Consider the following 10713-nt stretch of genomic DNA (forward strand, 5'->3'; position numbering starts at 1 on the left):
CGATCTGCCGGGGAGCCAGCGGGAATGACTGACAGTAGAACCGAACCATCTCACGCCCCATGCGGATCAGGGCGCGGGCGTCGGGGAGGTTCTCCATTCGCGAGATGGTCGGCTGCGAGCACAGCGCCGCGCCACTTTCCGGGGCGCGTTCCAGGGCGAGCTTGAAGCTCGGATCATGGCGCAGATCGGCGGCATCATTGGCATCCTCGTAGCCCGCCGCAATCATCAGGATCCGGAAGCGGATAATCTCCTCGAGGCTGTGCTGCACCTTGCTCGGATCACGCGGGTCGTCAACGCAGGGCGCCAGCCAACCTGCCAGACCTTCACGGCGCTCGATCTCCCGCAACAGCATCAGCCCAGCGTCGGAACTCATGTCGGCACCCTCAAATCCGAGCAGGACCTGCTTGCCATTGACCGGTGACAAACACAGACGAGAGGGTGTAGAAACATCCATGGTGAGGCTCGGCATCCTGAAGAACTGCGGCTTTGGGTGTAGGAACCATAAAACTACAACACTTCAAGTAGTTAAGCCAGTCTCACCAACTCCTCATGCATAATTCGGGTTAAGCCAGTCTCACCAACTCCTCATGCATAATTCGGGCTAAGATTGGTAACGACAAAGCGTGACACGCTGTCAGGGTTCACCCCCTCGCCGCCGCGCCCCTTGACCACACGGCCCTTGAAATTCGCGGGGAATGTGCAGGCCTGAAAATTGATGGCGGTAAAGGCGGGCGACTGACCGCAGATCGTCGCTTCGACGGACCCTGCCGCCAGCGCGAAATCCACCTCGGAAAATTTGATCGACACCACGCCGGGATGGGCCGATTGCGTCCCCGCGACAATACCGTTCATGTGGCTATAGACCATCGGCGTGACAATGTCTGCCGGTAGCTCCAGTTCAAGGGCATGGAACCTGAATTCGGCGCGATTTCGCGGCTGAAAGCCCGCCATGCGCTCAATCTTTCCCGGCTCCTCGATTGATGCCACCCAACCAAATGTGATCCGTGGCTTGCCCGCACCGGCCCCCCGGATATCCAGCGCGATATTGTCCGGCCTGATGATTTCGGTGACGTGATAGTCGCCCTGGACATGCAGCACCAGCAATCCCCCGGACGGGACGCGTGATACCGCCTCGCCGATACTGGCCACGGGGGCGTTCCACTGACCCGTTGCGGAATTGTCGCCAAGTGTCTGATTTACATATATTTCCCGCTTGAAGTTCGGCGTTTCGGACAGCGCATATTGTACCCGGTCCTCGATCCCGGCCCGCACGCCCTCATAATAGGCCTTAAGATCGGTATAGCCGCCGATCAGGCTGTTGATCTGTTCGATGGTCGTAGGCATTTTCGGATTCCTCAGTAGGTGCGGCTGGCGGCACGGATGGCATCGGCCTGCCGGAGTTGTTCAAGCTGCAGGTTTGCGATCGCTGTGCCGGTAGTGACGGCCAAGTCAAAGATAATGTCATCGGGTGCATTCACGATGATCAGCCCGTCCGCGACGCGGCTGAAACTCAGCACATGATCGACAAGATAGGTGATCGCCCCGGTCTGACGCGGCACAACGTCATTGCCCGCCCAGATGGCGATCAGGTCTCCATCCGCGTCGAAAAAACCCATTTCCCGAACGGCGAACGCCGCCGTATCCGGACCAAATTCAGCTTTCACGCGCCAGGCATTGGCACCCAGCAAATGCCGGGTGCCGATGGGTTGCCGGGCCAGCTCGCGTCGCAGGGCGGTCTGGGCATGGCCGGGGGCGTAATTCGACCCGGTGCCGTCCCCAAGTGCGATATGGGTAATGGCGACGGCCATCGCGGACCCGGCGGCGGCGGTGATCTTTGCTTCAGCGATGTCGGTCAGCAATGTTGTCGGCATTATCCTGCCACCCTCCGTTTAACATCAAGGACTTCGCGACTGACAGCCAGCGCAGAGGCCGCCACCCGCAAGAATGCCACCCCCGGCGCAAGGTCCGGGCGCGGCTGCGGCTCAATGGTCTCGCGGGACATCCGCGCGACACGCAAACCCGCGCGCAGGGCCAACCCGGCATCGGCCATGGCCGGGCGCGGGCCGGGGTCTGTCTCAGCGCGGTGGATATGGCCCAGATGCACGCCGCCGCGCAGATACACTCCGGTGCCGAAGTTTTCCCCCAAGCGAAAAATCAGCCTGCGGGACACGGGCGCGGCACGCTGAATCACGGCATTCATGGCTTGGAGCATCCGGTTGTCGATGGCGTTTTCGCCCGGCCCGTAAAGTGATCGCCCCGCATAGGCGGTCACGCGAAAACATCCGGCCTCCATACCATCTGCCACAGCCTCGGGCTCAAACCACTCAAGAAGGTCGGTCTCCACGTCAAAGGCGGCAAGCGCCGTCCTGATGGCATGGGGCGTACCCTTGAAGCGATGAATTTCGGCGCTGGCGGCGATGATCCGGCGCTTGACGTCATCGGGCCAGTCCGGATCCCATACATCGACCGAATGCTCCCAGGCCAGATGATCCAGCCAGCCAGCGTCAACCGTTTCAGGGTCCTTGGTGATCATTCCGACCGGCAGAGCGAAAAGCCGCTCTTCGAGGATGTCGAGCGCCCTCGCCAGCAATGTGGCCGTGGGCGGCAGGATCGCGTCTTCGGGATCAGACATCGCGCCACCCCCCCGTGATGGATCGAAGCGTGATATCGATGCCGGTGCAGTGGGGCGCTTCGAACGGTCCTATGTCCAGATCGGTGCCGGGCGACAGCAGCTCGACATCGACCACGCCATGCACATGCAGCGCGGCGGCAATCGAGGTGCGATACAGCTTGCGCCCGATGCGGATTCGGTTGTTCACAAAGTTTCGCGCAGCGGCCTGCGCGGCTGCCTCGACTGCCGCCGCCGCTTCAGGGGTGACGACGTGCAGCACTGCCTCGATGGCGTACGGCACAGGCTGGGCCGACACCACGGTCAGCCTGTCCGCCACCGGGCGGCGCTTGTCCGCCGTACAGTGCCGGAACACGGTATCCAGCAGTGCGGCATCCGCCGTGCCGTCGCCATCGCCGGACAGGATGACCATCCGTGGTTCGGCGGGCGGAATGGGCGGGTCCAGATCATGGTTCGGCCCATAGACTGCCACGTCCACGACCCGGTCATCCGCATCCAGCGCCCAATAGACATAGGATCCTTCGGTGCCGTGTGGCGACCACGCCTCAATCACCAACTGGATGCGCGCACGAAAGGACTCGTCGCTTTCCAGCACCGGGTTGTCGGGATCGCCATCGTCCAGCACCCTCCGCGCCACCCCGCGATTGGCCCCGATCTGGTCAAGCGCGGCACCCCGTGATGTGGCGAGGAAAACCGAGCGCACCGCCTCGTTGATGCGGTTCTCCATGTACAGTTCCCGCGCCGCCGCAGCCTCGTTCAGATAGCGTGCCGGGCTGGCGGCAATGTTGCGGGCCAGCGCCATGATTTCAGACACTTTCGGAGCGTCGAAGATGTCCGCGAGACGCGCCTGCAATTCCACCAGGCGCGCCTCAAGAATGGCGTCGAAATCCAGAACGCCAATTGCGGGCGGCGATGGCAGGCTGGCCATGTCCAGGGCGGCAAAACGGCTCATGCAGAAAGGCTCCATATGTCCACCCGGTCACGCATCAGGCGAATGGTCCGGGTACCGCCAGCCGCCGTGGACAGATCGCCCCGGTGGGCGTCCGGTCTGTAATTTCCGGTCAGCCTCATGACGATGACCCCTTTCGCGGCGGCATCCACGGCGACGTCTGTCAGCTCGAAGCGCGGCTCCCATCGCTCCAGCGCCTCGGCAACGGCCACATAAAGGGCCAGTATACTGGCCTCGTTCATCGGCGCATCGACCAGTGCAGGGACTTCGGACCCAAATTCCCGCCGGAAAACACGGGTGTTCCGGCGCGTGGACAGGATGGTCTGGATACTTTGCACCACATGCGCCCACCCGTCGATTGCCCCGCCTGTATCGTGGTTGAGGTCCATGACTGATCAGGTGTCACCGTCAGGCGACAGCGCGGCTTTCGGCATAACCGGCCTGATGCCGGACCCGCAGGGCGGCAGATAGTATTTCGCCTGCGCGGGCGTCATGGTGATACGCTGACCGGTTGCGCGATACACACCCCCGATTTCACGGGATTGCGTGACCTCATATTCATCGGACGATATTTTATGTTTAGCCATCATGGTCAACCTCATCAATTTGGCGTCCCCGTGTCAGACGGGCCGGACGAAACCCCGCCATGTTTATGCGTGTCACCGATATCGGTGCCGTTATGCGTGACCAGCCCCCCGCTGATGGACAGGCCCGCCGGAGTGATCGTGACGCTCACACCACCGACCGCCAGGGCCAGCGACAGCCCCCCGTCGCTGATGATCACACTGGCCCCGCCAACCGAGGCCAGCACATATTCATCACCGCGCCCGGACGGCCTGCCATTTGCATCGGAATTCAGGCTTCCCTGAATCACCGCATCGTGCAGATCGCCGCTTTCGGAAAAGACCTGCACCTGTTGCCCGTGCGACGGCGGGTTGTGGGTCTTGTTTGCACCAGCCGATGGTTCCGACCACGGGATCCAGCCGGTCAAAAACGGGGTGTCGCCGCCCAGCAGCCTGACCCGCGCCAGACCCCGGCCCGGATCGACATCGGCGATGACCCCGGTGCGCGACTGCGCCCGCTGCCGTCGCTCCAACTCGCCCACCCGCCGCCGCAGGTCATCGATGATTTCTGGAAGGCCCGCCATCAGACCGGAACTACATTGCCGGAGGCACCGGTCACAACGACATCGCGCGGTGCCCCACCAAAGGCATACAGGCGCAACACTTGTGCATCGCGCAGGGTCATGCCCATCAGCCGCTCGAAGTCGGAATAGGGGCCGGGTCCGGCATCGCCCAACAATCGCTGAAACAGCACCCGTTGCGGCACGTCATGATCCTCCATCAGCGCCAAAAAACGCGGCCACGGCCCGCTATCCGCGAGTGGCTGGCCATGGTGCGGGTCTGCGAAGACATCGACCGTCAGCCTGGTCTGACCGGCCGCAAGACGCAGATTCTCCGCCGAACTACTTGATCGCAAATGCTCTTTGGCGACATAGGACTGCACGAAATCCCCAAAGACCTGCGCCCATGGGTTGTCCGGGTCGGACAGGGTGCGGCAAATCTGGACGTCCAGCAGGTCCAGAACGGCCTCGAAATGCGCATCCGTGGCCGGAAATCCCTCGACGATGCTTGCCTCGCCTGTCGTTTTGTCGGTCTGTGCCATCGTCAGCGAGACGCCGCAATTGAACATGATCTCCACCCGCCCATTGCTGCGAAGCCCGGTCCGGGACAGGTCCTGCGCCTTGGCGGCGTCGGTATAGACCGCGATAAAGGGCCGCTGCTGGTCGCTGCTCAACTGGCCATCCGCCGTCTGGTCAATAGCGGAAATCTGGCTGTCCAGGACATTGTCCCCTACCAGCGTTTCGCCCGCCTTAAGCGCATGCACCGCAGCGATCCGCAGGGCCATCATCGTCATCGACATCAGCTCGCATCCCCAAGTGCACAGATCAGCCGCAGATGCGACCGGTCATCGACCGACAGCACCTCGAATACCGGATGGCCGTCTCGATCCAGCGCCACCACCTTATCACCCTTGCGGATGACCAGCGCCGCATGCGCAGCGCGGTCAATACGCAGGTAGCCGCCATCTGCGGCCTGTCCGGGCCGGGCCGTTCCGCCGCGCGCCAGACGGACAGGCTCTACCTCGCGCTCTCCGGTGCGCAGCACCGCCGTGATCTCGATCACATCGCGATCAGGATCACGGCGTCCACCCGCCAGCGGAAGATGCCGGACGGTCTCTGACCAAACGTCATCCACCGCAATCATCAGACCCTCGCGCAGCGCCCGATCCATCAGCGGCGCTCCTTATCGGGCCCTCGCCCGTTGCAGCATCTCCGGACGGGTGCAGATAAACAGCGGATAACTGTAAACCTCGACGCGGTCCCAAGCGTCCCGACCAGACGGATCGGCAAGAATCATGCCGTATAGTTCGCGGCCCCGTTTGTTGAGGTAAGGTTTGAACTCGTTTGCGGGGGCGTATCCAACCTTGAATGCGCCACGCGCGCCAACCGGGAAAAATTGCGCCTTGTCGGTCGCGATGGCGATCTGGCTTGCGTCATCGGTGCCCTGATAATTGATAAAGGTGATGCCCTCGACTTCGAATGATGCATACCCTTCGATATTTTCAAGCAACGCCGCGCGGTCCGTGTTCAGTCTCGTCTCTTTTATGCTGGGGTGATTGACCAAATCGTCAAAGAAACCGTCGCCGCAGATACTGACAAGCCGGGTAGACGGGGTCCAGACGCCCTTGGCATTGGTTTGGCTTGCCCTTTTGATATCGCGGCATTTTTTCCGGACGTCCGTGGCCTCTGTGCCAAGCTGAAAATTGATTTCAGTCGGCTGGGGGATCCCCCACTCCTGGTACCAGTCATGCAGGACGGTAACACCATCTGCATCCACGACCTTACCCTGCACCGCGCCAAAGCGCATATGCTCCCAAGTCATCTCGATTTCGTCAATGATCCATCCGGTGCGACCCGTGACCTCATCTGCGACCTCGACCGTCTGGTCGTCAAAGGGCAGCGCCGTAACTCCTGCAAGTTCGATCGCATGTATCGTCGACTCTTTAGCCAGCCGAACCGCATCGAATTTCCGGACCTTCGCCCCTCCCGGAATCAGTTGCTCAAGCGGCGCGCCGATTTCAGAGGTTGGGATCAATGACAGCGTCCGGTCCTTGCTGGCGATTGCGATGGTTTGCGACCGCGAATAGATCGGCTCAAAGATATCCAGCTGACCAAGCAGTTGAGGTCTGTGGTCAACACGCTCCACAACCTGTTCCTGAAATTCCACCAGCCCCCAGGAATTCTGCTCAAAAACGTCCGTTACAAGTGCCATGTCTTTCCCTTTCAGCGGACAATAATGCCAATGACGGCCATGTCGGCCAGCGCACTGCGTTTCTGCTCATCGGTCATGTTCTCGGGCCAGATCAGTTTTCCGCCCGCAACTTCGGTGTCGCGAATGGTGACCGTCCGGCGCATCTCGGCTTCCGTGGCATCACACATTTCGAAAAGGATGGCGGCGGCGGTCTGGCTGCCATCTGTCGCGGCAGTGTTTAGAGGCGCATATTTTCCGGTCGCAGTCACTTTTCCCAGGACGGTTCCGGCTTTGACACGACCAGAGCCTGACGCGATGACGACCCGCTCGACGCCGCGCGTGTGATTCGGAGAGCTCACAATGTAGCCGCCAGTCCGCGCCATATCCTCATTGAGAACGGTCATGTTGTTATCCCTCAGCGTTTTTTGTTGATACGGCCGACCGATGCCGCAAGCGCGGCCGTCCCTTGCGATCCAGCCGCATCGCGATGGACCGGCTGCGCAAGATCAGCCGCCGCGCTGCGGATGGCCTGATACCAGGCCGGGTCCGGAACCTCTGCGTCCCTCGCTTGCGGCGCGGCGGCAGCCGCAGCCTTCAGGGCCGCGACCGCCTCATCTGCGGGCATGTCGGTTTTGAAAGCCAGATATCTGGCCAGACCCTCACGGCCCTGCGCCGCCTCGTCGTCCAGGATGGCCTCGATGCGGGCCTTAACGTCCCCCGCGCTGGCGGGTGGCGTGGTCGCCGGATTCGGTTTGGATGCCATGGGCGCTATCTCCTTGTCATGTTTTTTGGGTTTTGCGGCAGAGGCCATTGGCCTGAAAAAGCCTTCGACGCGCCAATCCTGCTGTTTGGCAAGGGCGGTCAGGCGTTTTGGGGCACGCGCATAAATCTGATACGGAAATGCGGCGACATCCTCCGCCTCGTCCTCATCGGTCGCGGTCGCATAGCCCCGCGCAACCGCTTCGTCGCCGCTAAGCCAAAGCTCGGCCTTCATATCCTCCCTGATGGTACCGGGATCCTCGCCAGATTGATCGGCATAGATATCCACCATGCTGGCCGCGTGACGGTCCAGTCGTCTGACAGCCTGCTCGTGATCAGCGGCTGTCCCGTAGGTGATCCCGGATGGGTCGTGGATCATCATCTCGGCACCCCGACGCATCACGATATCATCCCCCGCCATCGCGATGACCGATGCCGCACTGGCGGCAATCGCGTCCACCTCGACCCGGACGCGGCCCTTGTGCCGGGTCAGCGCGTTGTAGACCGCGATGCCCTCATGGCTGTATCCGCCGCCCGAATTGATCCGCACCGTCACATCGGTTTCAGGGCCTATTTCAGCCAGGGCGTCCAGCACCTGGGCCGAGGTGAAACCCTCGTCCCAATAATTTTCGCCGACGAAACCGTACAACACGATCTCGCCATCAACCAGAATGGTCATTATTGTATCCTTACCTGTCATGTATAACGGGGTCGCATCGCGTATCGGGTCCGACCTCGTTGCGACCGCGCGGCCGGGCATAAATTACGGTAATGAGTGATCAGATCGGCAAGGCGGCGATCATTGGCCCGCTGATATGTCACCTCTTCTCCGTCGATTCGCACGGTCTCTTGCAATCCACCCGAGGCCAACCGAAGCTGCACCTTGAGCAGCGCAGTATGGATATCGCAGGGCTTGGATATATCGACTGTTTCGCCGCCGATCCTGACAAAATTCGACACCGTCACTGACCTGACTCCGTTTGCATGTCCGGCTGCGACGGACGGGCCGCGTATGGCGAATCCATTCTGGCATCGACATAGCGTTGATGTTCCCGCTGCCGCTCCTCGAACAGAGCGTCCGGGTCCACGCCCAGATCGCCCGTCTCGATGGCGATCGAACTGGTCCCGTTCGACAGCCTCTCGCTGGATGCGCGAGCCGATTTGAAATCGTCGGCTGTCGGCTTTGCCGGACCCTGCCATGTGGCCGCGCTGATCCGGTCCCGGCTCGGCCGGAAGGCCGCATATCCACCCCGGAACGGGATACGGCCTTCACCAACCTCTTCGTCCAGCCAGTTTTGATAGACCATCTGACAAATCGGCGCGGCGATGCGCTCACGCCGCCGCATCACCACCGCCCAGACCGAGGCATTTTCCATTCGGACGCTCGAATAGGTCGCCGAGGTGTGATCCATCGTCAGACCGCCATAGGTGATACCGATGGTCCGCGCCATGTCGCGGGCCAGACTGTTCGAAAACGGCAAAAAATTCTGCCCCGGAACTTTCGCGGTTTCTATCCCCAGCTTTTCGCCGGGGGCCAGATGCGACACCTGCGGCGCATCCCCGATCGAGATCTTTCCCTCTGCGGCACGTTCCAACTGCGCCCCGAGAAAGCCCATATATTCTTCCGCGTATGACGTGCCGCCACCCTCCTGCATGACCTGCAAGGCTTCGAAGGCATCCTGACTGGGCGCATCACTGGTCAGCGTGATTGCAAAAATCGTCTGTAATACCGCCATCTGAAGCGTTGCGTCATCGAGTATCTCGGCCTGAATATGCTTGCGGAATGCCGGTGCCAGAGGCGATATGCCGCGCACATCCGTGGCGTCCATCGGGTCATACACATGCATGACCAGTGGCCTGCCATCAGTATCGTAGGCGGCATGATCTCGTATGGACCTGACCCCGGAAGGGGCTACCCTCTCGAACCTGTACGCGACAGCGCGGCCCCTGTCATCGTGGCGCACCCCCTGAAACAGTCCCTCGAACGGGCTGGTTTCCTGAACCAGCCGGGACGGAGGGACAAGACACAGCTTGGTGCCGCTGGTGATCCCGTATCTGCTGCGCTCGGACATCGTGAAAAAATCGAAGATTCCGGTCGCCTCGCCATAGGCGATGTGCCAGCGCAGCCCGATATCCACCATCTGTGGCCCGGTCAGCTTGCCGCGCATGTCGCACTCGCGCGCATTGTGCCAATATGCCCGCCAGCGCTTTTTGACCAGGCGAATCCAGTCCGTCTTGTCCTTATCATCATATCCCAGACCTGACAGGTCAGGATCAGGCGTCAGGGTCAGCCCCACGCCAACTGTGTCGGCCAGCACCTGATCAGTTGCCCCCTTCAGGCGACCGCTGTTCTGGATCAGAGCCATAGCCAGACCGGCAGCCCGCGCCCAGGACCGGCGGACATCGTCGCGGTGGCTGGACAGCGGTGCCACACGTGAGGCGATGACACCGCTGCCCGTGTCCCGCAGATAGCGGGCGGTCGGGCGTGAAACCCGGTCGGCCACCAAGGGCGTGCCATCCGACTGGCCGTCAGCTTTGTCCCCGGTCATGTCCTTTTCTTCCACTTCTCACGGATTCGGTCTTTGGTCGCAGCGGCTTTCGCAGTCCCTTTGACCGGCAGCACTGGATCAGGTTGGACGGTCACCATCATCAGATCCTCGAAATCGCCCTGCACATCCTCTGGCGGGCGCTCTCGCTCGGCCATGATCCTGTCCCATTCGGTGTCGGGCAGGCCGCGCACCCCAAGGCGTACGGCCGCAGCCTCTGCCTGCAGATGGGTGTCCAGACCCTCGTTTGCCTGACTTGGATCCTTGGCGGCATGTGGCTGTCCGCGACCGGCGCACAGCCGTGGATTACGCCCATATCCTGCGCGATCTGGCCGATATCCACTTCCCCAACGCCGAAAAGATCGTGCTCGTGCAGGATAACCTGAACACCCATCGCCCGGCCTCACTTTACGAAGCCTTCCCGCCCGCCGAGGCCCGCCGCCTCGCAGGTCGCTTCGAGTGGCGCTACACCCCGAAACACGGCTCATGGCTGAATATCGCGGAATGTGAACTGAG

The 10713-nt window shown here is 61.6% G+C and carries 16 protein-coding genes and 1 pseudogene; 2 read left to right on the forward strand and 15 right to left on the reverse strand.

Annotated features, from left to right (window positions below):
* The 13 genes from ACK5L9_RS16960 to ACK5L9_RS17020 all read right to left on the reverse strand — a co-directional run.
* Positions 1-454, reverse strand: a 454-nt coding sequence (locus ACK5L9_RS16960) for a transposase (protein ID WP_416912647.1), incomplete at its 3' end; no start/stop codon positions are given.
* 131 nt (positions 455-585) lie between these two features.
* A complete protein-coding gene (locus tag ACK5L9_RS16965; protein ID WP_416912632.1) occupies positions 586-1344 on the reverse strand; it encodes a hypothetical protein in 759 nt (252 codons plus the stop codon).
* Between the two features lie 11 nt (positions 1345-1355).
* Complete coding sequence (locus tag ACK5L9_RS16970; protein WP_416912633.1) at positions 1356-1871, reverse strand: phage tail protein; 516 nt, start codon at positions 1869-1871, stop codon at positions 1356-1358.
* Positions 1871-2632, reverse strand: coding sequence for a phage tail protein I (locus ACK5L9_RS16975; protein ID WP_416912634.1), 762 nt, complete (start codon positions 2630-2632; stop codon positions 1871-1873). Before ACK5L9_RS16975 ends, ACK5L9_RS16970 begins: the two co-directional genes overlap by 1 nt.
* Positions 2625-3581: a baseplate assembly protein gene (locus tag ACK5L9_RS16980; protein WP_416912635.1), complete on the reverse strand. Its 957-nt coding sequence runs from the start codon at positions 3579-3581 to the stop codon at positions 2625-2627. Before ACK5L9_RS16980 ends, ACK5L9_RS16975 begins: the two co-directional genes overlap by 8 nt.
* Positions 3578-3967 (reverse strand): GPW/gp25 family protein, encoded by a 390-nt coding sequence (locus ACK5L9_RS16985; RefSeq protein WP_416912636.1) that lies wholly within the window; start codon positions 3965-3967, stop codon positions 3578-3580. The genes ACK5L9_RS16980 and ACK5L9_RS16985 overlap by 4 nt, the downstream gene beginning before the upstream one ends.
* A 6-nt stretch (positions 3968-3973) precedes the next feature.
* On the reverse strand, positions 3974-4168 hold the full coding sequence (locus ACK5L9_RS16990; protein ID WP_416912637.1) for a hypothetical protein: 195 nt from the start codon (positions 4166-4168) through the stop codon (positions 3974-3976).
* An 11-nt stretch (positions 4169-4179) separates the two neighbouring features.
* Positions 4180-4725 carry a phage baseplate assembly protein V gene (locus ACK5L9_RS16995; protein ID WP_416912638.1) on the reverse strand — a complete coding sequence of 182 codons (546 nt, stop codon included), beginning with the start codon at positions 4723-4725 and terminating at the stop codon, positions 4180-4182.
* Entirely contained in the window at positions 4725-5501 is a 777-nt protein-coding gene (locus ACK5L9_RS17000) for a hypothetical protein (RefSeq protein WP_416912639.1), read from the reverse strand. The genes ACK5L9_RS16995 and ACK5L9_RS17000 overlap by 1 nt, the downstream gene beginning before the upstream one ends.
* A complete protein-coding gene (locus ACK5L9_RS17005) occupies positions 5501-5872 on the reverse strand; it encodes a hypothetical protein (protein WP_416912640.1) in 372 nt (123 codons plus the stop codon). The genes ACK5L9_RS17000 and ACK5L9_RS17005 overlap by 1 nt, the downstream gene beginning before the upstream one ends.
* Positions 5873-5884: 12 nt before the next feature.
* The gene (locus ACK5L9_RS17010; protein WP_416912641.1) at positions 5885-6913 is read right to left on the reverse strand and encodes a major capsid protein; all 1029 of its coding nucleotides are present in this window, start codon (positions 6911-6913) and stop codon (positions 5885-5887) included.
* Positions 6914-6924: 11 nt separating this feature from the next.
* On the reverse strand, positions 6925-7296 hold the full coding sequence (locus tag ACK5L9_RS17015) for a head decoration protein (RefSeq protein ID WP_416912642.1): 372 nt from the start codon (positions 7294-7296) through the stop codon (positions 6925-6927).
* Between the two features lie 11 nt (positions 7297-7307).
* Positions 7308-8330, reverse strand: coding sequence for a head maturation protease, ClpP-related (locus ACK5L9_RS17020; protein WP_416912643.1), 1023 nt, complete (start codon positions 8328-8330; stop codon positions 7308-7310).
* A 92-nt stretch (positions 8331-8422) separates the two neighbouring features.
* Between ACK5L9_RS17020 and ACK5L9_RS17025 the strand changes: the two genes are divergently transcribed.
* Positions 8423-8620, forward strand: a complete 198-nt coding sequence (locus tag ACK5L9_RS17025) for a hypothetical protein (protein ID WP_416912644.1) — start codon at positions 8423-8425, stop codon at positions 8618-8620.
* Here the strand turns inward: ACK5L9_RS17025 and ACK5L9_RS17030 are convergent.
* Together ACK5L9_RS17030 and ACK5L9_RS17035 are read right to left on the reverse strand one after the other, a co-directional pair.
* Positions 8614-10200, reverse strand: a complete 1587-nt coding sequence (locus ACK5L9_RS17030; protein ID WP_416912645.1) for a phage portal protein — start codon at positions 10198-10200, stop codon at positions 8614-8616. The genes ACK5L9_RS17025 and ACK5L9_RS17030 overlap by 7 nt on opposite strands.
* Positions 10197-10355: a hypothetical protein gene (locus ACK5L9_RS17035; RefSeq protein WP_416912646.1), complete on the reverse strand. Its 159-nt coding sequence runs from the start codon at positions 10353-10355 to the stop codon at positions 10197-10199. The genes ACK5L9_RS17030 and ACK5L9_RS17035 overlap by 4 nt, the downstream gene beginning before the upstream one ends.
* Before the next feature lie 110 nt (positions 10356-10465).
* On the opposite strand from ACK5L9_RS17035, the pseudogene ACK5L9_RS17040 reads away from it, so the two are divergent.
* A pseudogene (locus ACK5L9_RS17040) lies at positions 10466-10713 on the forward strand (transposase); the annotation flags it as partial.

It is taken from the genome of Paracoccus sp. (in: a-proteobacteria) (assembly GCF_047973135.1).
Taxonomy (GTDB): Bacteria; Pseudomonadota; Alphaproteobacteria; order Rhodobacterales; family Rhodobacteraceae; genus Paracoccus.

Coding starts and splice junctions, on each gene's coding strand:
- ACK5L9_RS16965 (WP_416912632.1), bottom strand. CDS start 1,344: ATGCCTACGACCATCGAACAGATCAACAGCCTGATCGGCGGCTATACC.
- ACK5L9_RS16970 (WP_416912633.1), bottom strand. CDS start 1,871: ATGCCGACAACATTGCTGACCGACATCGCTGAAGCAAAGATCACCGCC.
- ACK5L9_RS16975 (WP_416912634.1), bottom strand. CDS start 2,632: ATGTCTGATCCCGAAGACGCGATCCTGCCGCCCACGGCCACATTGCTG.
- ACK5L9_RS16980 (WP_416912635.1), bottom strand. CDS start 3,581: ATGAGCCGTTTTGCCGCCCTGGACATGGCCAGCCTGCCATCGCCGCCC.
- ACK5L9_RS16985 (WP_416912636.1), bottom strand. CDS start 3,967: ATGGACCTCAACCACGATACAGGCGGGGCAATCGACGGGTGGGCGCAT.
- ACK5L9_RS16990 (WP_416912637.1), bottom strand. CDS start 4,168: ATGATGGCTAAACATAAAATATCGTCCGATGAATATGAGGTCACGCAA.
- ACK5L9_RS16995 (WP_416912638.1), bottom strand. CDS start 4,725: ATGGCGGGCCTTCCAGAAATCATCGATGACCTGCGGCGGCGGGTGGGC.
- ACK5L9_RS17000 (WP_416912639.1), bottom strand. CDS start 5,501: ATGTCGATGACGATGATGGCCCTGCGGATCGCTGCGGTGCATGCGCTT.
- ACK5L9_RS17005 (WP_416912640.1), bottom strand. CDS start 5,872: ATGGATCGGGCGCTGCGCGAGGGTCTGATGATTGCGGTGGATGACGTT.
- ACK5L9_RS17010 (WP_416912641.1), bottom strand. CDS start 6,913: ATGGCACTTGTAACGGACGTTTTTGAGCAGAATTCCTGGGGGCTGGTG.
- ACK5L9_RS17015 (WP_416912642.1), bottom strand. CDS start 7,296: ATGACCGTTCTCAATGAGGATATGGCGCGGACTGGCGGCTACATTGTG.
- ACK5L9_RS17020 (WP_416912643.1), bottom strand. CDS start 8,330: ATGACCATTCTGGTTGATGGCGAGATCGTGTTGTACGGTTTCGTCGGC.
- ACK5L9_RS17025 (WP_416912644.1), top strand. CDS start 8,423: ATGAGTGATCAGATCGGCAAGGCGGCGATCATTGGCCCGCTGATATGT.
- ACK5L9_RS17030 (WP_416912645.1), bottom strand. CDS start 10,200: ATGACCGGGGACAAAGCTGACGGCCAGTCGGATGGCACGCCCTTGGTG.
- ACK5L9_RS17035 (WP_416912646.1), bottom strand. CDS start 10,355: ATGGCCGAGCGAGAGCGCCCGCCAGAGGATGTGCAGGGCGATTTCGAG.